This is a genomic window from Streptomyces deccanensis (assembly GCF_022385335.1).
Taxonomy (GTDB): Bacteria; Actinomycetota; Actinomycetes; order Streptomycetales; family Streptomycetaceae; genus Streptomyces; species Streptomyces deccanensis.
The window spans coordinates 7,974,455-8,000,315 of record NZ_CP092431.1 but is presented as its reverse complement, the minus strand read 5'-3'; the positions used below and the strand labels follow the sequence as shown (position 1 = coordinate 8,000,315).

Genomic DNA, 25,861 nt, shown 5'->3' with positions numbered 1-25,861 from the left:
GCAGCCGACGGACGACCGAGCGGGGTCGAAGGGGCGCAGCCCCTGGGGATGGGACGGGTAGGGGCGGCGGGGGCGAGGAAGCGTGGGGTCAGCCTGGGCGGAGGGGCCAGGATCGGACCGTGGCGCACTCCGCGCGCAGCAGCTCCGCCGGGATCGCCGCGTCACCCACCCGGCCGGGCACATACACCGGCGCCCCACCAGCGAGGGGCAGCACCCGCACCCGCAGCTCCCCCACCGGCAACCGGTCGAGCCCGATCTCCCACACCCGCCCCGAGTAGAACTGATCGGCGACCAGCCGCTCCCCCACATACGCACGGGCCACGTCACCGCTCCAGTGCAGCCGCAGCAGGGTCCCGGGAGGCGGACCGTCCGGCAGCGCGACGCGGTACTCCGCGGCCGCCGAGTCGAAGCACCCGTCGGCCGGTACGCTCGCCCGGCCCATGACGCCCGTGGTGACCGAAGGCGCCTCGCCCGCGGGCCGCACCAGGGTGACCGGCAGTACGTCGTCCCCCGACCGCCCGTCGTCCCCCGCGACCACCGTGTAGCGCACGAACACCCCGTCCTCCGCCTCCTTCACCGACGCCCCGGTCACCACCGGAGCACGGCGCGGCGCCGGCAGGACGGCGAACGACGGTTCTCCGGCCGCGCTGTGGAGGCGTACCTCGTCCGCGTGGGCGTCGAAGACCACTCCGCCGTCCGCCGACAGGATCAACCGCTCGGCGCCCCACGCGGGCCCCCGATAGGCGCCACGGGCCGTCGCCGCGTCCAGGACCAGCACACCGACCCGGCGGCCGTCGGCGGTGTCGACCTCGACCAGGGCGTCCGTGCCGGGGCGCAGCGCCGTCACCAGGGCACGGTCGCCCGCCGTCGTGACCTCGGCGTCCGACGGCGCGGACACGGTCGTCACGGTGCGCAGGTCCAGGGCGAGTTCGGGGGCGACGCCGTCGGTCGCGGCCAGGACCAGGATCGTCCGGCCGTGTCCGTCGTCGACCGTGCAGACGGGCTGCGCGGTGGCCCAGTCGAGCCGCAGCCCGGCCACCTCCAGCCGCAACGGCCAGCAGAAATAGGCCCCTTGGGGGATCGTGACAGGCACGCTCGGCAACGTCAGCACCGGCCCGTCCCCGGGGAACTGCACCTCGAACGACGTGTCCGGGCGGTCCGGCAGCGGCTCGTGCGGCTGGTGGTTGTTGACGAAGAGGAAGCCCGAGCGGTCGTCGGCGCGGACCGCCCAGCGCAGCGTCTCCCGGTCGTGCTGGCCCGTCGGCAGCCGCTCGGGCAGGACCGACTCCATCGGGGCGATCAGCCCGCCGAAGTCGGCCAACAGCAGGTGCTGGAGGCGGAGTTCGTCGTAGGAGGGGCGGTACTGGCCGTACTCGCCGAGGGGGGCCTGGAAGTCGTAGGTGAGGCGGGGGAGGTCGTTGGGGTAGCCGGTGGCGTGGGACTCCTGGAGGGGGGTGAGGTCGCCCGGCGGGTTGGTGCCGCCGTGGAACATGTAGTAGCCCTGCCACACCGAACCGCAGCCGATCTTGGTGAGGCCGAGGGCTCCGACATCGGCGGCGTCGACGCGCGGCCGACGGTGGTACGCCACCGCCATGCCCCCGCCCAACTCGCAGGTCGCCCAGGGAAATCGGTCCGACAGCTCCTCCGGGTCACCGCCCCGCACCGTGGTCGGACGGAGGTCCGCGCCGATGCCCTCGTCGTCCCGCTGGTGGGTGAAGAAGAAGTGCTTGCGGCAGGTGTCGGGCCAGCCGCCGTCCGCCTCGGTCCAGAAGGTCTCGGGGTAGCCGCCGTAGAGAGGGAGGAGTTCGTCCGGCGGCAGCCGCACCCCGCCCCAGGCGGTCGACGTCCACAGCGGTGCCGACAGACCCGCCTCCTGGGCCATGCGTTTCAGGGTGAGCAGATGGTCCGGCTGGTCGTACAGCTCGTTCTCGATCTGGATCGCGACGATCGGGCCGCCGCCGGCTCGGTCCAGGCCCCGGAGCTGCTCGGCGATCGCGGTGTACCAGCGGCGTACGGGGGCGAGGTAGGCCGGGTCGTCGGTGCGTGGGGCTTCCGTGCGAGCCAGGACCCAGTCGGGCAGGCCCCCGTTGCGGACCTCGGCGTGCACCCAGGGCCCGATGCGGGGGATGAAGTCCAGGCCGTGCCGGGCGCAGAGTTCGGCGAACCGGCGCAGATCGCGGTCGCCGTCGAAGCGGACGCGGCCCTCGGTCTCCTCGTGGTGGATCCAGATGACGTACGCGGCGACGACCGTCACCCCGCCCGCCTTCATCTTCAGCAGTTCCTCCTCCCACTCCCCCGCCGGGTAGCGGGAGTAGTGGAACTCCCCGGAGACGGGGAACCAGGGGCGGCCGCCCCGCGTGAGCAGACGGCTGCCGACCTCGATGGGGTCGGACACGCCGGGGGCGTCGGCGAACGGCAGACGGCCTCGGCGTTCAGGCTCGACGGGCCCCCGGAGGCGCACGCGGTGCGGCCGCGCCATCAGGGCTTCACCGGGCCCAGGTCGGGCGTGTCCGTGAACTCCACGCGCGCGCTGGTCGTGGCGTTGAGCTCCAGCAGCACCAGCTCGTTGGCGCCGGCGCGCAGGACGGGACCGGGGACGTACAGGGTGCGCTGGGGGCCACGATTCCAGTAGCGGCCGAGGTGGAAGCCGTTGATCCAGGCCTGGCCCTTGGTCCAGCCGGGCAGCGACAGGAAGGTGTCGGCGGGGGTGTCGACCTCGAAGGTGCCGTGGTGGAAGGCCGGGACGGTGACCGGGGTCGCGTCGGCGGGGGCGAAGGGGACCGTGGACAGGTCGGCCAGCGGGAGGCGGTGGGTGTCCCAGCCGAGCAGGGCGGTGCCGTTGAAGGTGACCGGGCCGAGGAGGCCCTTGGCGGCGCCGATGCGGGGGCCGTAGTTCACGCCGCCCATGTTCTCGACCAGCACGTCGAGCGTGGCGCCGGGGCGCGGCACGCGCAGCGGCAGCGTCTCGTCGTGGCGTTCGCGTTCCAGTACGCCGACGGGGGCGCCGTCCACGAAGACCTGGGCGCGGTCACCGACCCCGCCGCTGAAGTGCAGCAGACCGTCACCCGCCTCGGGGAGGGTGGTGCGGTAGAGGGCGTAGCCGGAGCGCTGGCCGAACTCCTCCATGGTGAGCGGGTGTTCGCTGCGCGCCACGGCGGCGCCGGAGAGGGCGGTCGCGTAGGGCAGCAGGGGCGCCCGGCGGTCCAGCTCCACGGTGATGCCGGAGAGTCTGGGCGCGGGCGCCGGGACGGGCTCGTCCGGGACCGGGGCGTGGCGGGCGATCACCTCGCGGAAGGCGTGGTACTTGGGGCCCGGGTCGCCGGACTCGGTGAGGGCGGCGTCGTAGTCGTAGGACGTGACGATCGGGGCGTAGCACTGGTCGTGGTTGGCGCCGTTGGTGAAGCCGAAGTTGGTGCCGCCGTGGAACATGTAGATGTTGACGGAGGCCCCGGCGGCCAGCAGCGTGTCGAGGTCGGCGGCGGCGCTCTCCACATCGCGCACGTGGTGCTCCTCGCCCCAGTGGTCGAACCAGCCGATCCAGAACTCCGAGCACATCAGCGGTCCTTCGGGCATGTGGGCCCGCAGTGCCTTCAGGTTCTCGTCGATCCTGCCGCCGAAGGTGGCGGTGGACAGGACGCCGGGCAGGCTCCCGGCGGCCAGGTGGTGGGCCGAGCCGGCCTGGTCGCAGGTGAAGAGCAGTTCCTCGACGCCGCGCGACCGGAACGCCTGGTGCACGTGCTTGAGGTACGCGGTGTCGTCGCCGTACGCCCCGTACTCGTTCTCGACCTGGACGGCGATGACCGGACCGTCGTTCGCGGCCATGTACGGCAGCAGCGGGGGCAGCAGGATGTCGAAGTAGCGGTCGAGGGCGTCGGTGAAGCGGGGGTCGCTGGAGCGCAGCCGGATGTCGGCGTCCGAGGTGAGCCAGGAGGGCAGGCCGCCGCCGTCCCACTCGGCGCAGATGTACGGGCCGGGGCGCAGCAGGACGTGCAGGCCCTCGGCGCGGGCGAGGCTCAGGTAGCGGGGCAGGTCCAGCAGTCCGTCGAGGACGAGGTCGCTGTCGGGGTCGGGCTGGTGGAGGTTCCAGGGGACGTACGTCTCCACGGTGTTGAGGCCCATCAGCCGGGCCTTGCGCAGTCGGTCGGCCCACAGGTCGGGGTGGATGCGGAAGTAGTGCATCGCGCCGGAGATGATCCGGAACGGCTCACCGTGCAGGAGGAAACCGTCGGACGTCGTGGTCAGAGCGGGCGAGCGCAAGGCTGTTTCCCTTCGGCTGGAAAGTGCGGGGAGGGGCGGGACGGGTGGGAGGCGACGGGGGCTACGGGGAACCGGGGGTGGAGCGGGTGGCCCGGATGAGCCACAGGGTGGCCGCCAGACAGACGGCCGAGACCGCGCCGAGCAGCAGCGGGACCGCGCGCACGCCGGACCACTCGATGGCCTTGCCGAGCGCCGGACCCGCCGCCACCCCGCCGATCATGGAGGCGGCGATGACGAGCGCTCCGGCGCGGCGGGCCCGGGGTGCGGCCGCGTTCAGCCAGGGCAGACCGGTGGGGAAGATCGGCGCGATGAACAGGCCCACGCCGGCGTAGGCGTACGGGGCGAGCGACGGTACCGAGGCCAGCAGCAGGCAGACGGTCATACCGGCGCAGGAGACGGTGATGATCGTCTGTGCGGAGTGGCGCAGCGCGATGGGGGCGACCAGGAAACGGCCGATCGTCATCATCAGCCAGTACACGGAGGTGGCGGTCGCGGCGGCCCCGGCGCCGTATCCGACCGTCTCCAGGTGGGTGGGCTCCCAGCCGCCGACGCCCGCCTCGATGCCGACGTGCAGCACGTAGAGGGTGACGAACACCCCGAGCACCGAGCCCAGGCTGCGGCCGAGCACCGAGCCGTTCGACGCCGCCGCCGAGTCCGAAACGCCGGTCGCGGCGGTCACGGCGGAGGCCGACTGGGGCACCTGGTCGCGTACGCCCCGCAGGCAGAACAGCAGGGGCAGGTTGGCGGCGGCGAAGGCGAGGAAGAGCGCGGGGTAGTGCTCGGCGCCTACGGCGGCGACCAGGGCGGGGCCCAGGATCGCGCCGATGCCGAAGTGAGCGTTGAGGATGTTCAGCATGGCGGTCGAGCGGTGGCCGAAGCCGACGGCGAAGAGCTGGTTGAGGCCGTAGTCGATACCGCCGAACCCGAGTCCGGCGAGCAGGGCGGCGGCCAGTCCGGCGGGCCAGCTCGGGGCGAACGCGAAGCCCGCCGCGCCGAGGGCCATCAGCAGGTAGGAGGTGCCGAGGATCCGCCGGTTGCCCATCCGCCCGTAGAGCCGGTCGAAGAGCAGCACCCCGGCGACACCGCCGGTGAAGTGGGCGCTCAGTCCCAGCCCGGCGGCCGACGGCGAGAGGTCGTAGGTGTCGCGGAGGGCGGGGATGGCGGGGCCGTACAGCGCCTGCAGCACGCCGATGAGGACGAAGCCGACGCAGGACGCGACCACGGCTGCGGGGCTGAACACCCGTGCCCCCGGGGCGGGTCGGCTGTGCTTCACCTCTTGCGCGGTAGGTGTGTCGGGCACGCGGAACTCCGCCTCTCCGTGACTGGGCCACTCGCAGTGTTACCGGTAACATCACCGCCGTCAAGGTTGCCCGCAGGCCTGGGTGACCGAGCGGTGCGGGTGCGGCGTCAGCCGGAGGGAGCGTGGCGCGGAGAGCGTCGGCCCGGCGCGAAGGGGGCGAGGGACGGCGCAGGGTCGGGCCCGAGCCGGGGGCGGTCGCGCCGGGAGCGCAGGGGCGGGCGCGCCCGGGAGCGGGTGCCGGGCGCGCCCTGTGGTGGGGCCGGTCAGCAGATGGTCTGGGAGCTGTTGACCAGGCGGTTGTTGCGGAAGGTGGTGTTCTCGCCGCAGGGGCTCTCCCTGATGGACGAGTTGGTGACCGTCAGGTTCTGGACGGTGATGTCCCGGTTGTTGGCGAATTCCGACCGCGCCGCGAGCCGGATCTCACCACCGCCGGAGACCGTGCCGCTCTGGGCCGCCAGGTTCACGTTGTAGCAGTTCTCGATCAGGATCGCGTTGTTGCCCGTGTTGGTGAGGTTGATCCGGTCGATGACCGCGCCGCCGCTCTCGGAGACACAGAAGACGCCGCGTCCGCCGCCGCGCGCGATCACCTCGCCGACCCGGATGTTGGTCGGATAGGCGCTGCCCACACGGCCGTTGCGGTTGGCCATGCGGAAGGCCGCGTAGCCGGTGCCGGCGCCCGCGCCGTCCGCGTCGACCTTGGTGACCGTGGCGTTGATCGTCTGGTTGAGGAGCAGTCCGGACTCGCCCACGTTGCGGGCGGTCACCGTGCCCACGGTGAGCCCGTCGACGCCGTACGTCTCGACCGCGTGACTGCTCGCCCCGGACACGTACACGTTGTCGATCCTGACGTTGCGCGTCCACTGGCTGGTGTCGCCCCGGTTGTCGATCCGGACGCCGAGCCCGCGCGTCAGACGCATGTCGAGCTGGCCGAGGACGACGTTCTGGACGTTGCGCAGGAAGATCCCGTACAGCGGGGTGCCGGTGAGGTTGAGGTGCTGGACCTCGATGTCACGGGTGCCCCGGGAGTACACCGGCGCCTGGTCGCCGGAGCCGGTGCCGGTGACGTTGATCGTGCCGCACACGTCGAGCACGGTGTAGCTCGGCAGCGAGACCCGGGAGCCCGCGCCGATGGAGCCGGAACCGCGCACGACGACGCGTTCCTTCGAGGTCCGCCCGGCGGTGAGGCTGTTGACGGCGGCCTGCATCGCCGCGCGCATGTCGGTTCCGGTGTACGTGACCGTGCTGCCGCGCCGGGCGGTCCAGGTGCTGCCGCTGAGCACGGCCTCCGCCTGGTACGCGCCCTCGCCGCACGCCGCGGCCCCCGCCTCGGCGGCGACCGGCGCCGCGGCCAGTTCCGCGGCCGGGCCGGCGGGGGCGGCGGGGGCGGTCAACGCGGCGGCACCGGTGAGCAGGGCGGTGGCACAGGCGGCGGTGACGAGGGCGCGGGTGCGGGCGCGGGTATGGCGGGGGGTCGGACGGGTGGTGGAGGTCGTGGGGGTGGTGGACATGGTGGGGGTGGGGGGCGTGAGGGGTGTCGCGGTCGGTGCGGGGGCTGCGGCTCTGCGGTCGGCGATGCGTCCCATCTCGGCTTCTCCTGTGGGGGGTTCGGCCCGCCTGCCGTGCGTTTCACCGTTCGCCACGGCCTCCTCGTCGAACTCGTTTCGACCGAGTCGTCCACGGTCGAGAGGCTCGGCGGGCCGACGACCTGGAGTGACGCGGATGCGTACGGCGCTCCCGGGTGGTACGGCGGTGCGGCGATGCGGCGGCAGACGATTCCTATGGCGGGCCGCGAGTGTGGCAAGCGCTTTCTGACGTAGTCAAGCCCTGGGGCCGATACGTGCGGGTAACTCTCGGTAACTCGCGGTCTCACGTAAGGTCATGGGGCGCGAGGAAGATACGAGATACGAGATATCAGGAGGGGCAATTGGCGCTGGAGCCGGTGCGGTTCGCGGTTCTGGGGTCGGTCCGCGTGGAGCGGGCGGGGGTGGAACCCGCGCCGGGGCGTCCGCAGGAGAGGGCGCTGCTGGGGCTGTTGCTGGTGCGGGCGGGACAGCCCGTGACGGTGAGCGAGATCGTCGACGTGCTGTGGGGCGGGCGACCGCCGGACAGCGCGGTGAATGTGGTCCGACGCCATGTGGGGTCGCTACGACGGCTGTTGGAGCCGGGCCTGCCCACCCGTGCCGCCGGACGGTGGCTGATACGGGACGCCGGCGGATACCGGCTCCTGGTCGACGCCGACTCCCTGGACCTGCTGGAGTTCCGCCGGCTGCGGGACGAGGCGAGCCGGCTCGCCGGCGACACGCGGGAGTCGGCGGCACGGGTCGTGGAACTCCTGACCGAGGCGCTGGCGCTGTGGCGGGGCCCGGCCGGCGCCGGGCTCCCCGCCGAGGTGCGGGAGCGCGCGGGGTTCCCGGCGGTGGACCGGGAACGAACGGCGGCCGTACGGGACGCGGCCGACGCGGCGCTCCGGGCCGGCACCCCGGCCGCCGTGCTGCACCTGCTCCAGGAGGCCGCGAGCGACGCGCCGCTGGACGAACCCCTGCTGGCGCGGCTCGTCCGCACCCTGGCCGCCACCGGGCACGAGGCGCGGGCGCTGAGCACCTACCGCGCCGCCCGCGCGAGGCTCGCCGAGGAACTGGGCATCGACCCGGGGCCGGAACTCCGCGCCGCCCACCGAGCGGTACTGCACGGCACGGGGCTGCCGAACTCGGCACCGACCCCAACCTCGGCCCCGGCCCCGGCCCCAACCCTGACCCCGATCTCTGCCTCACCCGAGCCCTCAGCTCCCGTCCCCACACCCCCGCCCACGCCCGCGCCCACCCCCACCCCAGCCCCACAGTCGCCACCGACCACCACCCCCGCCCAACTCCCCCACGACCTACCGACGTTCACCGGTCGTCGTGCCGAGCTGGAGCAGGTGCTGGCGCTTCTCACCGACGACGGCGACAGCGGCCCCGGCACCGTCGTCATCAGCGCCATCGCCGGGATGGCCGGTATCGGGAAGACCACGCTCGCCGTGCACTGGGCCCACCGGGTCGCGGACCGCTTCCCGGACGGGCAGCTCTACGTCAATCTCAGGGGCTTCGCGCCCTCGGGCAGGGTGATGGGGTCCGGCGAAGCCGTGCGGGTCTTCCTCGACGCGCTGGGCGTATCGCCGGAACGCGTACCGCACGGCGTCGACGCCCAGGCCGCGCTGTACCGCAGCCTGTTGGCGGGACGGCGGTTCCTGGTGCTGCTGGACAACGCCCGGGACACCGAGCAGGTGCGTCCCCTGCTGCCCGGGACGCCCGGCTGTCTGACCATCGTGACGAGCCGCGACCAGTTGTCGGGCCTGGTCTCCGCGCACGGCGCGCACACCCTGGCGTTGCGTCCGCTGGACACCGCGCAGGCGCGGTCGTTCCTTGAACGCAGACTGGGGGCCGCGCGGCTCGCGGGCGAGGCGCGGGCGGTGGCGGAGATCGCGACCATGTGCGGGGGACTGCCGCTGGCGCTGGCCTGTGTCGCGGCGCGGGCCGCCACGCACCCGGACTTCCCGTTGTCGGCGATCGCGGCGGAACTGCGCGCGGCGCACGGCAGCCTGGACGCGTTCAGCCGGACGGACACGGCGGCGAACGTCGCGGCGGTGTTCTCCTGGTCGCTGGGTGCCGTGTCGGCCGAGGCGGCCCTCCTCTTCCCTCTGCTCGCCCTGCATCCCGGCCCCGACTTCTCCGTGGCGGCGACGGCGTCGCTCGCCCGGCTGTCCCCGCGCCGCACCCGGTCCCTCCTCGCCGAACTGGCCGGCGTCCACCTCGTGGGCGAGCCCGCGCCCGGCCGGTACGCCCTGCACGACCTGCTGCGCGCCCACGCGGCCGAACTCCTGGAGGAGCAGCACCCGGAGGACGCGCGGGAGGCGGCCGCCGACCGGCTGTACGCGTACTACCTGCACACCGCGCACACCGCCGAGCCGCTCCTCGCGCCGCACGCGGATCCGATGCCGCCGGGTCCGCTCCCGCCCGGCGTCCACGCCGAACCGCTCGCCGACCACCCGCAGGCGCTGGCCTGGCTGACCGCCGAGTATCCGGTGCTGCTGGCCGTTGTCGGGGCGGCGGCCCGGTCCGGCCGCGACCGGGTGGCGTGTCTGCTCGCCTGGTCGCTGGAGCCATTCTTCGACCGGCGAGGGCACTGGCACGACTGGACGACCGTCCAGCGGATCGCGCTCGACGCGGCGCTCCGGACGGCCGATCCCTTGTGGGAGGCCAGGGGCCTGCGCGCGCTGGCCCGGGCCGAGAGCAGGCTCGGTCTGCACGGGTCGGCCCGTCTCCGCCTCGACCGCGCGCTGGCGCTCTTCACCGAGTCGGGCGACACCGTCGGGCGGGCCGACACCCATCGCAGCCTCGGCTGGACCCACGACCAGGAGGGGGACCTGCCCGGCGCCCTCCGCCACAACCGGCTGGCCATGGAGCTCTTCCGGGACAGCGGTCGCCGCGCCGCGTACGCCAGTGTGCTCAACTCCGTCGGCTGGTACCACGCACTGCTCGGCGAGCACCAGGAGGCGCTGAGCCACTGCCACCAGGCCCTGGCCCTGCTCCGGGAACTCGGCGACCGCTACGGCGAGGCCGCGACCTGGCACACCATCGCGTACGCCCACCACCACCTCGGGCGCCACCCGAACGCCCTCCTCGGCTACGGCCACGCGCTCGCCCTCTACCGGGAGTTGGGCGTTCCCTACCTGGAGGCCTGCACCCTCGTCAGCATCGGCGACACCCATGCCGCGATGAGCGACCACGCCGCCGCCGTCGAGGTCCGGCAGCAGGCCCTCACCCTCCTCATCACCCTCGGCCACCCGGACGCCGACCAGGTCCGGGCGCTGCTCACCACGAGCGAGCGATACGCGTGACCGAGGACCCGGACCCCGTTCGGCCCCTCCCCCTCGTCCGGCAGGGGGAGCCGCTGCGGTTCGACGTGCTGGGGCCGCTGCGCGTGCGCCGGGGCGAGCGGGAACTCGACCTCGGCTTCCCCCAACAGCGAGCCCTGCTGGGGCTGTTGGTCGTACGGGCGGGCCGCGTGGTGCCGTTGGGCGAGGTCGTCGACGTACTGTGGCCGGAGGGGGCACCGGCGAGTGCGCTGAACGTGGTCCGCCGGTACGCCGGTTCGCTGCGGCGGCTGCTCGAACCCGGGCTGCCGCCCCGGGAGCCCGGACGGCGGCTGCCGCGACACGCCGGCGGCTATCTGCTGGACGCCGACGAGGACGAGGTCGACCTGCTGCGCTTCCGCGCGCTCACCAAACGGGGCAAGCGGGCCGCCGCCACCGGGCGGTCCGAGGCGGCGACAAGGTACTTCGTGGACGCGCTGCGCGAGTGGCGGGGCCCGGTGGCGAGGGGGATCCCGGCCACCGTCCGGGAGCACGCCGTGTTCGCGGACGTGGAACGGGAGTTGGTCCGCACGACCAGGATGGCCGCCGACGCGGCGCTCCTGTGCGGGAGAAGCGAGCAGGTGCTGCCGCGACTGCGCCAGGCCCTCGAACTCGACCCCCTGGACGAGTCGTTGCACGCGGCCCTCGTCATGGCCCTGGCCGCGTCCGGTCTCCAGGCGGAGGCGCTGACCGCGTACGAGCGCGTACGCGGGCTGCTGGCCGAGGAGTTGGGCGTGACACCGGGCCCGGACCTGACGCGGGCGCACACCGGGGTGCTCCGCCAGGAGTGGACTCAGCCACGACCGCACACCGGGGCGCTCCGCGACGAGGGGCCCCCGCCGCGACCACCCGCCCCGCCGACGCCGTCCACACAGCCGGGTGCCATGCCCACACGGCAGGGTGCCCTGCCCACAGGGCCGGGCGCTTTGCCCACACGGCCGAGTGCCCTGCCCACAGGGCCGGTCGCTCCGCCCACCCGTCCCGCCGGCCCGGCGGAGCCCTCGCGTGGGCCGCACGGGTCGCCGGCCGCGCCCTCCGCCGTGCCGCTCACCCACCTTCCGCCGTCCCCCCAGGTCTTCGTCGGCAGACGGGACGAACTCCGGCGTCTTGCGGAGATCACGGACGGGGTCGGCCCGTCCGGAGGGGCACCGGCCACCGTGCTGATCAGCGGGATGCCCGGCATCGGCAAGACGGCCCTGGCGGTGCGCTGGGCACGCACGGTCGCCGAGCGGTTCCCCGACGGTCAACTGCACGTCGGACTGCGGGGGTTCGACCCGCAGGACGCCCCCTTGCACCCGGACACGGCACTGCGCGCGCTCCTCACCGCGCTCGGAGTACCGCCCGCACGCCTGCCGCGCCGCACGGACTCGCTCGCCGGGCTGTACCGGAGCCTGCTGGTCGACCGTCGGCTGCTCGTGGTGCTGGACGACGCGGCCGACACCGAGCAGGTACGTCCCCTGCTGCCCGCGTCCCCCGGCTCCCTGACCCTGGTCACCAGCCGCAACACCCTCTCCGGCCTCATAGCGTCGGGCGCCCACCCACTCCGCCTGAACCTCCCGTCACCGACGGACGCCAGATCCACTCTGACGGCCCACCTCGACCACCCCCACCGGCCTCCGGGCCCCACGGCAACCGCGTGGCCGGGGCAGACCGAGGCAGCCGACGCAGCCGACGCAGCCGACGCAGCCGAGGAGATCGTGAACCGGTGCGGGCGGCTGCCGTTGGCTCTCGTGGTCGTCGCGGCCCGTGCCGCCCAGCAGCCCTCCCGCCCCCTCGCTGATCTCGCGGCCGAGCTGCGGAACTCCCCGCGAGAACTCGACGCGTTCACCGCGCCCGGCGGCACACCCGACCTCCGCGCCGTCCTCACCCGTTCCTACCGCCGCCTGCCGCCGGAGCACGCCCGGCTGTTCCGGCTGCTGTCCCTGCACCCCGGCCCCGACCTGGACGCCGACACGGCCGCGGCCCTGGCCGGACTCCCCGTCCGACGCGCCCGGCACCTGCTCGACGGCCTCGCCGACGCGCACCTCGTCATGGAACACACCCCCGGCCGCTACACCCAGCACGTACTCCTGCGCGCCCTCGCCACCGAGCTCACCGAGCTCACCGAGACATGCGACGACTAGCCCGGCACCCGACCCAGTGACGATCGCCGTCACTTCACGGTCACTCTTCTTTCACATCTCCCTTCCTAGGCTCCGGATGCAGTACTCGACCGGTGTGCTCGAACGGCCTTGGAGGCAGAGACAGATGACCAGGTCCGACATCGCCACCATCGCGCCGGCGGCTCTCCGCATCGCCGTCCTCGGCGGCACCACCGCCGAGTTGCCCGGCGAGGGACGGCCAGGCGTCGGGGCGTACCGACTGACCGCACGGGCCGGGGGCGCGTATCTGTTCGTGGGGGTGCACGGAACCCGCCTCGCGCCCCCCACGCGCATCCCGGACCTCTCGCTCCAGCCGGGGGACATCTGCTTCTACGACGCGCACCGTCCGCCGTTACTGGACTTCCCCGCGCACTGCCGCCTCAAGGTCTTCCTGGTCCCGCACGAGGAACTGGGCCTGGAGGACGGCGGCGACGACCTACGGCGCGTCGTCACGCACCCGGTCGCCCGGTCCTCCCGGCTGGGGACCCTGCTGTCGCCGTTCCTGTCCGAACTGGCCGACACGGCGGTCTCGGCGATCTCCGCGGAGCCCCCGGTCGGCGAGATGCTCGCCCGGAACGCGGTGAACCTGCTGGCCACGCTCGCCGCGGAGCAGCTGGGCCGGACTCGGACCGGTACGCCGGGCGCCGACCCGACGGACACCCCGGTGGGCCGGTCGCCCCTGATGGCGCGTGTCCTGGGGTTCATCGACGAGCATCTGGCCGACGCGGACCTGTCGCCCGAGGTGATCGCGAGCGCCCACCACATCTCGGTGCGCTATCTGCACCGGCTCTTCCAGGACGAGGGGACGTCCGTGGGGCGCTGGGTCCAGCGCCGACGGCTGGAGGAGTGCCGACGCGACCTGGTGCTCGGCGTCCGCAACCGTCGGACCATCGCCTCGGTCGCCGGCCGCTGGGGCTTCCTCAGCGCGACCCACTTCAGCCGGGTGTTCCGGGCGGCGTACGGCATGTCACCGAGCGAGTGGCGGGACTCGGCGGGACAGGGCCAGGCCGGCGGCCGGGGCACACCGCTCCGCGACCGCCGGCCCCGGCCGGCCCCGCCCCCGCCGACGGACGACCCGCTCCGCAGCCCGTCCGTCAGCCCCTCCCTCAGCCCGTCCCTCAGCCCGCCGCGTGCTCGCCGATGACGGCCTCGGCGTAGACGATCCCGAGTCCGTAGGCGCCGCCGTGTTCCTTGACCACCTCGGTGGTGGGCCCGTACGTCTCCGTACGGGCCCAGTCGCGCTGGAACTCCAGGAGCACCTGCAGCCAGGTGACCGGTACCGCGCCCGCCTGGATCATCCGCTGCACGGCGTGCTCGTGGGCCTGCGGGCTGACCCCGCCGGACGCGTCGGTGACGACGTAGACCTCGTAGCCCTGGGTGAGTGCGGACAGGGCGGGAAGCACGACGCACACCTCGGTCCACAGGCCGGCGATGACGAGTTTCGGCCGACCGGTCGCCTTCACCGCCTCGACGAAGGCGACGTCCTCCCAGGCGTTCATCGTCGTACGGTCGATGGTCTTCCGGTCGGGGAAGACGTCCGCGAGCTGCGGCAGGAGCGGGCCGGAGAAGGACTCGGCGGCCACCGTGCTGAGGACCACCGGCACGTCGAAGACCTTGGCGGCCTTGGCCAGCCCCACGGTCGCGTCGATGATCGCGGTGCGGTCACCGCTGCCGGTGCCGAAGAACATCTGCGGCTGGTGGTCCACGAACAGGACCGCGCAGTTGTCGGGGGTGAGCAGATCGGGGCCGGGAGTGGCGGTGACGGCGTCGATGTCGAGGTCGCGGTGGAGGTCGGCCATGGGATTCCTTCCGAGGGGGGTGTCCGTCCGGCGAAACGGATCGCCGGCGATGCCGGAAAGCTAGGCGTGCCGGACGACTCCCTCTGGTCCGGCGGCGCACCGCGTTCGTCCTCACAGCGCACGGGCGACCCCCGCACCCCAAGTCGTGCGCTCCCGGACCGGTTTCGGTGCGCTGGCGGGCCATACGGCACCCGACCGCGGTCCTAACGTGCTGGCCGTGGCGCCGCCCACACGCCCCACCGGACCGAACGCGACCACAGCGACCGGCCCGAACCGGACCGGCTCATCGGACCGGCCCATCGGACCGGCGCATCGGACCGAACGCGACCGGCCCGACCCACTGCACCGAACGCGCTCGGCCCCACCCACCGGGCCGAACCCGACCGGCGCGCCCCACCGATCCGTGGGCCGCTCGCACGAGGCTCGACCCGGGCGGCGGCGCCCGCACGACATCACGACCCATCGGGAGAACCACATGTCCGACACCTCCGAGCCCACCCGCCCGGTCCTGGAACCGGCGGCCGCCGCCTTCGCCGAGGCCACCGCCAACCCTCCCTTCCTCTTCGAACTGCCGCCCGCCGAGGGCCGGAAGGCGGTCGACGAGGTGCAGTCCGGCGAGATCGCCAAGCCGGAGATCGACGAGGAGTGGATCACCGTCTCCGGCGGTCCGACGGGCAGTGTCCGGGCGCGGATCGTCCGGCCCGCCGGGACCGAGGGCGTCCTGCCCGTGATCCTCTACATCCACGGCGCGGGCTGGGTGTTCGGCAACGCCCACACCCACGACCGGCTGGTGCGCGAGCTGGCCGTCGGCGCGCGGGCCGCCGTGGTCTTCCCCGAGTACGACCTCTCCCCCGAGGCCCGCTACCCGGTCGCCATCGAGCAGAACTACGCGGTCGCGAAGTGGGTCGTCGAACAGGGCGCGTCCAAGGACCTGGACGGTGCCCGGCTCGCGGTCGCCGGGGACTCGGTCGGCGGCAACATGACCGCCGCGCTGACCCTGATGGCCAAGCAGCGCGGTGACGTCCCGCTGGTCCAGCAGGTGCTGTTCTACCCGGTGACGGACGCGGGCTTCGACACCGGCTCCTACCACCAGTTCGCCACGGGCTACTTCCTGCGCCGCGACGGAATGCAATGGTTCTGGGACCAGTACACGACCGACGAGGCCGAGCGCGCCCAGATCACCGCGTCCCCGCTGCGGGCGAGCGTCGACCAGCTCAAGGACCTGCCTCCGGCCCTGGTCGTCACCGGTGAGGCCGACGTCCTGCGCGACGAGGGCGAGGCGTACGCGAACAAGCTGCGCGAGGCCGGTGTGGCGGTGACCGCCGTGCGCTTCCAGGGCGTCATCCACGACTTCGTCATGCTGAACGCCCTGCGCGAGACCCACGCCGCCGAGGCCGCGATCACCCTGGCCACGACCACCCTGCGCACGGCCCTGCACGGCAACTGACGCCGCACTGCCCCAACCGCCGCCCTCCCGCACCGCCGCACCACCACGGCCATTCGGCACCCAGCCGGTCGGCCCTCAGAACGGAGAGAACCCGCTTCATGTCCACCACCACCTCCACCCCCACCGTCCTCCTCGTGCACGGAGCCTTCGCCGACGCGTCCAGCTGGGCCGGCGTCGTCGAGGAACTGCGCGGCCAGGGCATCCCGGTCCGCGCACTGCCGAACCCCCTGCGCGGCCTGGCCTCGGACGCCGCGTACGTCGCGTCCGCGGCGGCCCAGGTCGACGGCCCGGTCGTCCTCGTCGGCCACTCCTACGGCGGCGCGATCATCACCGTGGCGGGCGCCGCCGAGAACGTCGTCGGCCTGGTCTACGTCGCCGCGTACGTGCCCGAACAGGGCGAGAGCCTGGGCGAGTTGCAGGGCCGCTTCCCACTGTCCCCGCTCGTCGCCAACCTCGACGAGTGGACGTACCCCGTCGAGGGCGCCGACCCCGGCGTGGAGGTCACCATCAAGCCGGACGCCTTCCCCGGCATCTTCGCCGCGGACGTCCCGGCCGAGGTCACCGAGATCCTCGCGGTGTCCCAACGTCCTCTCTCAGCCTCGGTGTTCACGGAGGCGGCCGCCACCGCGGCATGGCGGACCAAGCCCTCCTGGGCCGTGGTCGCCGACGCGGACCAGGCCATCAACCCCGACGTCCAGCGCTTCGGCGCGAAGCGCGCCGGCGCCACCGTCACCGAACTGGAGGGCGCCTCCCACGCGGTGGCGGTCTCCCGCCCCAAGGAGGTCGCGACCGTGATCCAGGAGGCGGTACGAGCCACCGCCTGACCCACCAAGCCGGACGAGGGCCCCGCGCCCTCGTCCCCCGGCGATACATCAACTCCCCTTGCGCGAGCAGCCGTTGTGCCGGTCTTCCGAGCCTCGGACAGCAGCACGGGGGGTAAGGGGCGCGGGGAACTGCGCGACAGGCCCCCACCGAACCCGCGGACAACGACGCACCCCTCACCGGCTTTTCGCGCGCTCCGCGCGCACCGCCCCCACCACCACCCCCGCCCGCACCGCCCGCGACATCCGGATCAACGACGGCTGCCCGGTGTCCAGCCCCTGCCCCCCGGCCGCAGGCTCCGCGTACCCCCCGCCGAGCCCCACGAGCGCCTCCAGGGCGGCACGGTCCAGGCCCTCCTGACGCGGCCCCCCGGCCCGCCCCCGCGTGCCGGACGCCACGGCGACGGCCACCATCGCCGCGTCCCCGATGGCCTCCGCCTCACCGGCACTGGAGCCGAGGGAGAGCGCCTGCCGGTAGGCACGCTCACGGACCGTCTCGTCGAAGTGCACGGACACGTCCCGCAGTCCGTCCCGTATGGCCGTCGTCCGGTGTGTCAGCCGCAGCTCGACGTCGCCGAGGGAACGCCAGGACAGCAGCACGTTCCGTCCGACGCGGCCGGTGCTCCGGGAGCCGACGAGCCGGAAGAGCGGCCCGAGCCGCAGGAAGGCGATCAGGCTGTCGATACGGGGCCCGAGCAGCGGCAGGACATAGCCGGCCGAGGTGAGGGCCGCACCCACGGCGACCAGCATGGGGGCCAGCCGGGTGCTCAGCGGATCCCAGTGCTGCCCGGTCCAGCGGCCGGAGAGGGCGACCATCTTCAGGACGCCGTACGCGCTGTTGCACAGCCACCCGACGGCGAGCACCGTCAGCGCCCGCCCCGTCCAGCCGCTGATCTGGAGGGTCCAGCGCGAGCAGAGGACCGTGGTGGTGAGGGCCGCCACCAGGTGGGCGACCAGATAGAGGACGATCATCTCGCGGATGAACGGCGTGTCCGCGTAGTAGGTGTCGAAGTCGCTGAGGCGCTCGACGGGCGCGTCACCGACGGCGAAGAGCACCGTCTGCGCCGCGATGATCACGGCGTACGCGAGCAGCCACCGGCGGGAGACCCGGCGCAGCCGCTCGGGGTCGTCGGCACCGCGCCAGTGGACGATCAGCACGAGGGACGCGGCGGAGAAGGCGTTGATGGCCCCGTAGGTGAGGCACGCGGCGGCGTTGGGCACGCCGACGACGCGGTTGACGAAGCCGACGGTGGGCGGGGCGCCGAGGGCGAAACAGAAACCGGCCAGGAAGATCACGGCACAGAGCGCACGCTTCATCGGATCACGCGGCTCGCGCCACAGGCCGGGCAGTTGGGCGGCGAAGCCGGTCCACAGGGCGGCGGCCGCCAGGAAGTAGACCAGTCCATTCACGTCGGGCCCCCCGGCTCGGTCCGAGAGACCTCTCGCGTCAACACCCTTCACACAGTAGTCACGTAGTCAACCCCGCCAACGGGTGGACATGCGACGACAGGTGAAGGGATGTCGACGGCCGCCCCTCAGCCCTCGCCGACGCTCAGCCCTCGTCCGCGGTCAGCGTCAGCGAGATGCTGTTGATGCAGTACCGCTGGTCGGTCGGCGTGGGGTACCCCTCGCCCGCGAAGACGTGCCCGAGGTGCGAGCCGCACCGGGCGCACCGCACCTCCGTGCGCACCATCCCGTGCGACCGGTCGTCGAGCAGCTCGACCGCGTCGCTGTCCTTCGGGTCGTAGAAGGACGGCCAGCCGCAGTGCGAATCGAACTTCGTGTCGGAGGTGAAGAGTTCGGCGCCGCAGGCACGGCAGGAGTAGACGCCCTTGGTCTTGGTGTCGGTGTACTCACCGACGAACGCGGGCTCCGTGCCGGCCTGCCGCAGCACGGCGTACTCGGCCGGCGTCAGCTCCGCACGCCACTGCTCGTCCGGCTTCTCGACGTCGTACGACATGAGCCTCAGCCTCTCAACTCAACTCAGCTGGAAAGACGGTCCAGGATCCGCGGGCCCAGGTCCGTCACATCACCCGCGCCCATGGTGAGAACGAGATCGCCGGGCCTCGCCATTCCCGCGATCACGGCGGGCACCTCGGCCTTGTCGTGCAGGGCGGTGACGTCCGCGCCCGCGGTCCGGGCCGCGTCGATGATCAGCTCGCTGGTGATCCCCGGGATCGGGTCCTCGCGGGCCGGGTAGATGTCGAGGACGACCGACGCGTCCGCCAGCGCCAGGGACTGGCCCATCTCGGCGCCCAGCTCCTGGGTGCGGGAGAACAGGTGCGGCTGGAAGACCACCAGGATCCGCGCGTCGCCGGCGGCGGCCCGCATGGCCTCCAGGTCGGCGGTCATCTCGGTCGGGTGGTGCGCGTAGGAGTCGATGACCTGCACCCCGGCGGCCTCGCCCTTGAGCTGCAGCCGTCGCTTCACGCCGGTGTACGCCGCCAGCGCGGGCGCCAGCTCCGCCGCCGGCACACCGAGCGCGACCCCGGCCGCCAGCGCGGCGACGGCGTTGTGCGCGTAGTGCCGTCCGGGCACGGACACGGTGAACGTGATCTCCTGCCCGTCCAGCAGGACCGTGACCTCGCTCTTCAGCCCCTGCGCCACGACCGACAGCACGCGGACGTCGGCGTCCTCGCGCTCGCCGTACGTCACCGTCCTCACCCCGGACAGCCGTGAGGTCAGCTCGCGCGCGCCCTCGTGGTCGGCGGAGATCACCAGCGTGCCACCGGGCACGATCTTCCCCGCGAACGTCTCGAAGGACTCGTAGATCTCGTCCATGGACGCGTAGTTGGCGTGGTGGTCCAGTTCCACGTTGAGGACGATCGCCACCTCGGGCGCGTACTTGTGGAAGCTGCGGTCGCTTTCGTCCGCCTCGGCGACGAAGATGTCGCCGTCGCCGTGGTCGGCGTTCGAGCCGGGTACGTCGAGGTCGCCGCCGATGGCGTACGACGGCCGCAGCCCCAGCTCGCCCAGCGACACCGCCAGCATGGACGTCGTCGTGGTCTTGCCGTGCGTGCCGGCGACCGCGATCGGCCGCAGCCCGTCCATCAGCCGGGCGAGCGCGTCCGACCGGTGGACGACGGGGATCCCCAGCTCGGCGGCGCGGGCCAGCTCGGGGTTGTCGGCGCGGATGGCCGAGGAGACGACCACGGCCGTCGCGTCGTCCGCGAGGTGCTCGGCGGCGTGCCCGATGTGCACGGTCGCCCCGAGCGCCCGCAGCGCCTCGGCCGTCTCCGACTCCTTGGCGTCACTCCCGGCGACCTTCGCCCCGCGCTGCGCCAGGATCTTGGCGATCCCGGACATCCCGGCCCCACCGATCCCGATGAAGTGCGGCCGATCCATGGCGGAAGGCAGTCCGGGTGCCATGTCTGTTCTCCAAGCGACGGTACGAACACGATCCACGCCCCACAGCAGGCGCGCCCCCACCCTATTGCCTGGTGTCACGGTCCAGGGCCCGTGCCCCGGATGGCGGCGCAGCCGCCTTTCAGGGGCGCGGGGCTGTTTCTCTGTGCGGCTCCGCCGCGTGGGCGCGACAAGCCACGACGCACCCGCAGCCGACGCATCACAGCACCCCCACGGCGCCCCTCCCTCAAACCCGACTGTGCGAGAACAACTTCAACACCGGCACCCCCACCTTGTGCCGAGCCCGCGAAGCCCAGTCCCGATGGAAGAACTCCTCCACGTAGTGCGGATCGGTCAGCACCAGCACCTCATCGGCCGAAACCTCCTCCACCAGCGACTTCAGCGCATCCAGCGGATGATCATCGATCAGCCGCCCCTCCGCCGTGCTCCCGGCCGCACGCAGCGCCTGCAGGGAGACCTCCAGAGCCCGTTCCCCCGCGTCCATCGCCTGTTCCCCCTCCGGCGTCTCCCCCTCCCGCGCCGCCTCGTCCAGCTCACCGAGGGCGAGGTCGTCGATGGCCCGCAGCAACCGGTCGGCCTGATTTCCGCGCGGCTGGAGCAGCACGTGGAAGGAGGCCCGCTCGTCCCCGTGCAGGGTCGTGACGAACTCGACGTCCGCCGACGTCAGAGCCTTCTCGATCATCAATACGCTCGTGAACGACACCACAGGCGCCCTTCTCCTCGGAGGGCCCTGCGGGCCCTCACTCCTCAGAGTTCTAGTGTGCCCGGCGAAAGCTAAACGGAACGGCAGATTCCGCCCGCTTTCACGTGCGACGATCCTGCTTTCACGTACGACGGTAACGACCGAACAGGAACCCGGACTCCTCCAGCAGCGAGGCCAGGGCGAAGCGCTTGGGCACCGTCACCGAGGGCCCTCCGGCGATCCGCTGCGCGTCCCCCGCCGTGAGCATCGGCGACACGGTCAGGCAGAGCTCGTCGAGGACGTCGGCGGCGACCAGCTGCCCCAGGATGCGCGGGCCGCCCTCGGTGAGCAGTCGGGTCAGCCCCAGGTCGGCGAGGGCCCGTACCGCGCGGGCGGGGTCGACGCCCATGCCGTCCCCGGCGACCACCACCCGGACCCCCGCCTTCTCGGCGGTGGCGACCCGGTCCGGGGCCGCGGCGGCCCCGGTGAGCAGCAGGGTGGGCGTCAGCGGCGAGGTGAACAACGGCAGCGAGAAGTCCAGGTCCAGGCTCGCGCTCACCACGGCGACGGCGGGCGCGGGCGTCTGTCCGGCCGCCCGGCGCGCCTCGGCGAATGCCTCACGCGCGCGTGCCGGGCGGTACCCCTCCTGCCGGACCGTTTCCGCGCCGACGATCACCACGTCCGCGAGTCCCCGCAGTGTGCCGAAGATCCGCATGTCGGCGTCGCTGGAGATCGGCTGGGAGCGCCCGCCGTGCTGGGCCGCGCCGTCGAGGGTGGACACCATGTTGGCCCGCAGCCACGGCTCCCGCCCGCCCGGCGCCGGTTCGGGGTACGCGTACGCCGCCGCCAACTCGTCGAGGCTCCACTCCCGGTCGACGAGATCGGACGGACCGGAAAGACCGGAGCGCCCGGAAAGACCGGACTTCCCGGCCCCCGCCGAGCCCTCACCCCCACCAGCCGTCGCCACCTCGGCCGCACTCGCCCCACCGGTCGCTTCCGGTGTCCGGGCCGCTGTCTCTTCGGTCACAGGGAACAGGCGTCGCATGTCGTGCAGTGTGGCACGACCCTTAGACTCGGTAACCGTGTCGTCGTCCTCTGCCACCGTGTCCGGAATCGGTCCGATACCCGAAGCGGCCCCCGCGTCCCTGTGCACCCGCGAGCCCCATGTCCCCGCGGACCGGCTCGTCGCCGAGATGGTGCCGCCGCCGCGTTTCGACTCGGTGCGCTTCGACACCTACCTCCCGGACCCGAACCAGCCGAGCCAGACCGAGGCCGTCCGCGTCCTGAGCGGTTTCGCGGCGGGCCTCGGCGGGGCGCACGCGACCGGCGCCGGCCGGCGCGGCTTCCTCGGCTTCGGCCGGTCGAAGGCCCCCAAGATGCCGGCGGGCCCGCGCGGCGTCTACCTGGACGGCGGTTACGGCGTCGGCAAGACGCACCTCCTCGCCTCCCTCTGGCACGCCACCCCGGCCGAACCCTCCCTCAAGGCCTTCGGCACCTTCGTGGAGCTGACGAACCTGGTCGGCGCGCTCGGGTTCCAGAAGACGGTCCAGACCCTCTCCGGCCACCGCCTGCTGTGCATCGACGAGTTCGAGCTGGACGACCCGGGCGACACGGTCCTGGTGTCGACCCTGCTCGGCAAGCTCGTCGACGCGGGCGTGGCCCTGGCCGCCACCTCGAACACCCTGCCGGGCAAGCTCGGTGAGGGCCGGTTCGCGTCGGTCGACTTCCTGCGCGAGATCCAGGGCCTGTCGGCCCACTTCCGCTCCCTGCGGATCGACGGCGAGGACTACCGCCACCGCGGTCTGCCGGAGGCTCCGGCGCCGTACTCCGACGAGGAGGTCACGAAGGCGGCGTACGCCACCGAGGGCGCCTCGCTCGACGACTTCCCGCATCTGCTGGCCCACCTCGCGCGCGTCCACCCCAGCCGGTACGGCGCCCTGACGGACGGCCTGAAAGCGGTGTGCCTGACGGACGTCCAGCCGGTGCCTGACCAGTCCACAGCACTGCGGCTGGTGGTGCTCGCCGACCGGCTGTACGACCGCGAGGTGCCGGTGCTCGCCTCGGGGCTGCCCTTCGACCGGCTGTTCAGCGAGGAGATGCTGAACGGCGGCTACCGCAAGAAGTACTTCCGCGCCATCTCCCGCCTCACCGCCCTCGCGCGCGACGCGCAGCGACTGGTGTAACAGGACCCGACCCCCGCAGGTCAAGAGGCGTTTCCAGCCAACCCGACCTCGCTTTTCAGGCTCTCTTCAGCTCGCAACGTTAAGTTAACCCTGCAAACAACTTTGCAGGGTTAACGTGTTTCTTGACCAGTGGTTGACCATCGGTTGACCAAGTCGAGCAACTGTCGACGCGTGAGAGACACCTGGAACTGCCAGTGGGGAGGCTCATATTGCGAGGTACGACGACCCGGACCGTCTTTTCGGCCCTAGCCGCCGTCCTGCTCACCCTGGCGTTCTTCACTCCCGCGACATCCTTCGCAGCCGCGCACACGCTCGGCCATGTCAAGGCCAAAGCCGAGCCCGGAAACACCCTCACCGCGAAGCCCCTGCGTGACACGGCGGTCACCCACCGCACGTGCGCGCCCTCGCAGGACCCGACCGGTCCTCATCGCACACGGGACCGGCATCGCCCGGCCACCCACACCGTTCCCGGGACGCCCGCGCGTCCGCCGCTGGGGGAGAACCCGGCGGCCGCGAGCGCACCCGAACGGCCCTCGGCCCCGTACCACCGGGCGTCGAGACCACTCACGGCCCACACCCCGGCCGTTCTCCAGGTCTTCCGCTGCTGAGCCGCGGAGCGCCTGTTCCCCCCACTCTGTCGTGCAAGCCCGACGCGCCACCGAGGCGCGCCAGGAGGAGTCACCACATCATGCAGCCCCTCATCGACAACGCCCGTACGTTCGGACAGCGCCCTGAGGAGTTCGCCAGGCTGGCCGAAGGCCAGTCCCCCGAGGTCCTGTTCATCACCTGCTCCGACTCGCGGGTCGTCCCGGCCCTGATCACGGGCGCCCGCCCCGGCGAGCTCTTCGAACTGCGCACCGCCGGCAACATCGTCCCGCCCTACGCCGCCGACCGCCCCACCGGTGAGACGGCCACCATCGAGTACGCCGTGGAGGTCCTCGGCGTCACCGACATCGTGGTCTGCGGACACTCGCACTGCGGCGCCGTGGGCGCCCTGGTGCGCGGCGACGACCTGGACGCCGTACCCGCCGTACGCGACTGGCTGACCAACGCCACGCCCCGCCCGGAAGGGGCGGTCGAGGACCCGACGGTCGCCGACGGCGTGCAGAACCACGTCCTCAGCCAGCTGCTGCGCCTGCGCTCCTACCCGTGCGTGGAGAAGCGCCTCGCGGACGGACGGCTGCGGTTGCGCGGCTGGTACTACGAGGTCCACACGGGTGCCGTGCGGGAACACCGCGCGGAGACCGACAAGTTCGAGACCCTGTGACCGGCGGCCAGGTGTCCGACATGAACTCCACGACCTCGCCCCCGTCCTCCCCGTCCGCCCTCTCCAGGTTCCCCCATCTGCGACAGGACTTCGGCGCCTCGCTCGTCGTCTTCCTGGTCGCCCTCCCGCTGTGCGTCGGTGTCGCCGTCGCCTCCGGGGTACCGGCCGAACTCGGCCTGGTCACCGGCATCGTGGGCGGCATCGTCGCCGGGATGCTGCCCGGCAGCAGCCTCCAGGTCTCCGGCCCGGCGGCCGGTATGACCGTGCTGGTCTTCGAAGCGGTCCGCCAGTTCGGGCTGCCCGCCCTCGGCGTGATCGTGCTCGCCGCCGGTCTGCTCCAACTCGCCATGGGCGCGCTGAAGCTGGGCCGTTGGTTCCGGGCCATATCCGTCTCCGTCGTCGAGGGCATGCTCGCCGGTATCGGGCTGGTGATCATCGCCGGCCAGCTCTACGCGGCGGCCGGTCTGGAGGCCCCCGCCTCCGGCATCGACAAGATCGTGGGCCTGCCCGGCGCCTTCGTCGACGCCGTGAGCAGCACCGCCGCGCTCGCCTCGCTGGCGGTCGGCGCCGGCACCATCGCGGTGATGGTGCTGTGGAAGCGGCTGCCGAAGAAGGTCCAGCTGGTCCCCGGCGCGCTCGCCGCGGTCCTGCTGGCCACCCTCGTCAGCCTCGCGTTCGACCTGCCGGTGGCGAACGTCGAGGTGAAGGGTCTGCTGGACGTGATCCAGCCGCCCGGCCTGGACGCCTTCGGCCAGCTCGCCGACGTGGCGCTGCTCGGCACGATCCTCGCCTTCACCCTCATCGCCTCCGCGGAGAGCCTGTTCAGCGCGGCGGCCGTGGACCGGATGCACGACGGTCCGCGCACCGAGTACGACAAGGAGCTGATGGCCCAGGGCGCCGGCAACACCGTGTGCGGGCTGCTGGGCGCGCTGCCGATGACGGCGGTGATCGTGCGCAGCTCCGCCAACCTCCAGGCCGGCGCGAGGACGAAGGCCTCCCGGGTGCTGCACGGCGTCTGGCTGCTGCTCTTCGTGGCGCTGCTGCCGGGCACGCTCGCCCTGATCCCGCTCCCGGCCCTGGCCGGCATCCTCGTCCACGCGGGCTTCAAGCTGATCCCGTTCCGCGGGGTCGTCTCCCTGTGGCGCACGCACCGGGGCGAGGCGCTGATCCTGGTGGCCACGGCCGTGGCGATCGTCGCGGTCAACATGTTCGAGGGCGTCCTGATCGGTCTGGCCCTGTCCGTGGCCAAGACCGCGTGGGAGGCCTCGCACATCAAGCTGGAGGTCATCGACAAGGGCGCCGGGCCGGTCCAGGCCTATCTCTCCGGCAACGCGACCTTCCTGCGCCTGCCGAAGATCCTGGACAGCCTGGAGGCCCTCCCCCAGGACCGCCCCGTGGAACTCCACCTCACCGGGCTCCACCACCTGGACCACGCCTGCCGCACCGCCCTGGAGAACTGGGCGGCCCGCCACAGCACGACAGGCACGGAACCGGTCCGCATGACGGTCCCGGAACCGGAAAAGGCGACGTCAGCAACGCTCTGACCTCGCCCTGAACCGTCCACCTGTGCCGTCCCGGCGCACGCTGCCCACACTGCGGGCAATCGTGCCGCTGGGGCGGCACGGGTGGGCGCAGCGGCACCCTGCAAGCGCCGGCAAGCGAAACCCACCCCCGCCCGACCCCAGCCCCGGGGCACACCCCACCCCC

The 25,861-nt window shown here is 72.8% G+C and carries 18 protein-coding genes; 8 read left to right on the top strand and 10 right to left on the bottom strand.

Annotation, left to right across the window (positions count from 1 at the left end; genetic code table 11):
* Nucleotides 1-88: 88 nt before the first annotated feature.
* The 4 genes from L3078_RS35410 to L3078_RS35395 form a co-directional block, all read right to left on the bottom strand.
* Entirely contained in the window at nucleotides 89-2,479 is a 2,391-nt protein-coding gene (locus L3078_RS35410) for a beta-galactosidase (RefSeq protein ID WP_239758005.1), read from the bottom strand.
* Nucleotides 2,479-4,257, bottom strand: a complete 1,779-nt coding sequence (locus tag L3078_RS35405; RefSeq protein WP_239758004.1) for a glycoside hydrolase family 35 protein — start codon at nucleotides 4,255-4,257, stop codon at nucleotides 2,479-2,481. Before L3078_RS35405 ends, L3078_RS35410 begins: the two co-directional genes overlap by 1 nt.
* 61 nt (nucleotides 4,258-4,318) lie before the next feature.
* Nucleotides 4,319-5,497, bottom strand: coding sequence for an MFS transporter (locus L3078_RS35400; RefSeq protein ID WP_392312327.1), 1,179 nt, complete (start codon nucleotides 5,495-5,497; stop codon nucleotides 4,319-4,321).
* 323 nt (nucleotides 5,498-5,820) lie between these two features.
* A complete protein-coding gene (locus L3078_RS35395; RefSeq protein ID WP_239760587.1) occupies nucleotides 5,821-7,065 on the bottom strand; it encodes a hypothetical protein in 1,245 nt (414 codons plus the stop codon).
* Between the two features lie 416 nt (nucleotides 7,066-7,481).
* Here L3078_RS35395 and L3078_RS35390 point away from each other — a divergent pair, with 416 nt between their 5' ends.
* The 3 genes from L3078_RS35390 to L3078_RS35380 all read left to right on the top strand — a co-directional run bounded on the left by L3078_RS35390 (nucleotide 7,482) and on the right by L3078_RS35380 (nucleotide 13,733).
* On the top strand, nucleotides 7,482-10,433 hold the full coding sequence (locus L3078_RS35390; RefSeq protein WP_239758002.1) for an AfsR/SARP family transcriptional regulator: 2,952 nt from the start codon (nucleotides 7,482-7,484) through the stop codon (nucleotides 10,431-10,433).
* Entirely contained in the window at nucleotides 10,430-12,571 is a 2,142-nt protein-coding gene (locus tag L3078_RS35385) for an AfsR/SARP family transcriptional regulator (protein ID WP_239758001.1), read from the top strand. The genes L3078_RS35390 and L3078_RS35385 overlap by 4 nt, the downstream gene beginning before the upstream one ends.
* A gap of 124 nt (nucleotides 12,572-12,695) precedes the next feature.
* A complete protein-coding gene (locus tag L3078_RS35380) occupies nucleotides 12,696-13,733 on the top strand; it encodes a helix-turn-helix domain-containing protein (RefSeq protein ID WP_239758000.1) in 1,038 nt (345 codons plus the stop codon).
* Here the strand turns inward: L3078_RS35380 and L3078_RS35375 are convergent.
* Nucleotides 13,708-14,388, bottom strand: coding sequence for a hydrolase (locus tag L3078_RS35375; RefSeq protein WP_239757999.1), 681 nt, complete (start codon nucleotides 14,386-14,388; stop codon nucleotides 13,708-13,710). The two genes, L3078_RS35380 and L3078_RS35375, sit on opposite strands and share 26 nt — an antisense overlap.
* Before the next feature lie 475 nt (nucleotides 14,389-14,863).
* On the opposite strand from L3078_RS35375, the gene L3078_RS35370 reads away from it, so the two are divergent.
* Nucleotides 14,864-15,835, top strand: coding sequence for an alpha/beta hydrolase (locus tag L3078_RS35370; RefSeq protein ID WP_239757998.1), 972 nt, complete (start codon nucleotides 14,864-14,866; stop codon nucleotides 15,833-15,835).
* Nucleotides 15,836-15,933: 98 nt separating this feature from the next.
* Nucleotides 15,934-16,659 carry an alpha/beta fold hydrolase gene (locus L3078_RS35365; protein ID WP_239757997.1) on the top strand — a complete coding sequence of 242 codons (726 nt, stop codon included), beginning with the start codon at nucleotides 15,934-15,936 and terminating at the stop codon, nucleotides 16,657-16,659.
* Between the two features lie 174 nt (nucleotides 16,660-16,833).
* Here L3078_RS35365 and L3078_RS35360 read toward each other — a convergent pair whose 3' ends face one another.
* The 5 genes from L3078_RS35360 to L3078_RS35340 all read right to left on the bottom strand — a co-directional run bounded on the left by L3078_RS35360 (nucleotide 16,834) and on the right by L3078_RS35340 (nucleotide 21,749).
* Complete coding sequence (locus tag L3078_RS35360; protein ID WP_239757996.1) at nucleotides 16,834-18,066, bottom strand: MAB_1171c family putative transporter; 1,233 nt, start codon at nucleotides 18,064-18,066, stop codon at nucleotides 16,834-16,836.
* 142 nt (nucleotides 18,067-18,208) lie between these two features.
* The gene (gene msrB, locus L3078_RS35355; RefSeq protein WP_239757995.1) at nucleotides 18,209-18,616 is read right to left on the bottom strand and encodes a peptide-methionine (R)-S-oxide reductase MsrB; all 408 of its coding nucleotides are present in this window, start codon (nucleotides 18,614-18,616) and stop codon (nucleotides 18,209-18,211) included.
* A 23-nt stretch (nucleotides 18,617-18,639) separates the two neighbouring features.
* Complete coding sequence (murC, locus tag L3078_RS35350) at nucleotides 18,640-20,025, bottom strand: UDP-N-acetylmuramate--L-alanine ligase (RefSeq protein ID WP_239757994.1); 1,386 nt, start codon at nucleotides 20,023-20,025, stop codon at nucleotides 18,640-18,642.
* Nucleotides 20,026-20,248: 223 nt separating this feature from the next.
* Complete coding sequence (locus tag L3078_RS35345; protein ID WP_239757993.1) at nucleotides 20,249-20,704, bottom strand: indole-3-glycerol phosphate synthase; 456 nt, start codon at nucleotides 20,702-20,704, stop codon at nucleotides 20,249-20,251.
* 142 nt (nucleotides 20,705-20,846) lie between these two features.
* Nucleotides 20,847-21,749, bottom strand: coding sequence for a pyrimidine reductase family protein (locus L3078_RS35340; RefSeq protein WP_239757992.1), 903 nt, complete (start codon nucleotides 21,747-21,749; stop codon nucleotides 20,847-20,849).
* Here L3078_RS35340 and zapE point away from each other — a divergent pair.
* The 3 genes from zapE (at nucleotide 21,748) to L3078_RS35320 (ending at nucleotide 25,698) form a co-directional block, all read left to right on the top strand.
* A complete protein-coding gene (zapE, locus tag L3078_RS35335) occupies nucleotides 21,748-22,887 on the top strand; it encodes a cell division protein ZapE (RefSeq protein ID WP_239757991.1) in 1,140 nt (379 codons plus the stop codon). The genes L3078_RS35340 and zapE overlap by 2 nt on opposite strands.
* Nucleotides 22,888-23,575: 688 nt before the next feature.
* Nucleotides 23,576-24,154: a carbonic anhydrase gene (locus L3078_RS35325; RefSeq protein ID WP_239757989.1), complete on the top strand. Its 579-nt coding sequence runs from the start codon at nucleotides 23,576-23,578 to the stop codon at nucleotides 24,152-24,154.
* A gap of 20 nt (nucleotides 24,155-24,174) precedes the next feature.
* Nucleotides 24,175-25,698, top strand: coding sequence for a SulP family inorganic anion transporter (locus tag L3078_RS35320; RefSeq protein WP_239757988.1), 1,524 nt, complete (start codon nucleotides 24,175-24,177; stop codon nucleotides 25,696-25,698).
* The last annotated feature ends 163 nt before the right edge of the window (nucleotides 25,699-25,861 follow it).

What these genes read in the sequence shown, in the direction of transcription:
- L3078_RS35410 (WP_239758005.1), bottom strand. Translation starts at nt 2,479, where the DNA reads ATGGCGCGGCCGCACCGCGTGCGCCTCCGGGGGCCCGTCGAGCCTGAA.
- L3078_RS35395 (WP_239760587.1), bottom strand. Translation starts at nt 7,065, where the DNA reads ATGTCCACCACCCCCACGACCTCCACCACCCGTCCGACCCCCCGCCAT.
- L3078_RS35380 (WP_239758000.1), top strand. Translation starts at nt 12,696, where the DNA reads ATGACCAGGTCCGACATCGCCACCATCGCGCCGGCGGCTCTCCGCATC.
- L3078_RS35375 (WP_239757999.1), bottom strand. Translation starts at nt 14,388, where the DNA reads ATGGCCGACCTCCACCGCGACCTCGACATCGACGCCGTCACCGCCACT.
- L3078_RS35370 (WP_239757998.1), top strand. Translation starts at nt 14,864, where the DNA reads ATGTCCGACACCTCCGAGCCCACCCGCCCGGTCCTGGAACCGGCGGCC.
- L3078_RS35365 (WP_239757997.1), top strand. Translation starts at nt 15,934, where the DNA reads ATGTCCACCACCACCTCCACCCCCACCGTCCTCCTCGTGCACGGAGCC.
- msrB (WP_239757995.1), bottom strand. Translation starts at nt 18,616, where the DNA reads ATGTCGTACGACGTCGAGAAGCCGGACGAGCAGTGGCGTGCGGAGCTG.
- murC (WP_239757994.1), bottom strand. Translation starts at nt 20,025, where the DNA reads ATGGCACCCGGACTGCCTTCCGCCATGGATCGGCCGCACTTCATCGGG.
- L3078_RS35345 (WP_239757993.1), bottom strand. Translation starts at nt 20,704, where the DNA reads ATGATCGAGAAGGCTCTGACGTCGGCGGACGTCGAGTTCGTCACGACC.
- zapE (WP_239757991.1), top strand. Translation starts at nt 21,748, where the DNA reads ATGTCGTGCAGTGTGGCACGACCCTTAGACTCGGTAACCGTGTCGTCG.
- L3078_RS35340 (WP_239757992.1), bottom strand. Translation starts at nt 21,749, where the DNA reads ATGCGACGCCTGTTCCCTGTGACCGAAGAGACAGCGGCCCGGACACCG.
- L3078_RS35325 (WP_239757989.1), top strand. Translation starts at nt 23,576, where the DNA reads ATGCAGCCCCTCATCGACAACGCCCGTACGTTCGGACAGCGCCCTGAG.
- L3078_RS35320 (WP_239757988.1), top strand. Translation starts at nt 24,175, where the DNA reads ATGAACTCCACGACCTCGCCCCCGTCCTCCCCGTCCGCCCTCTCCAGG.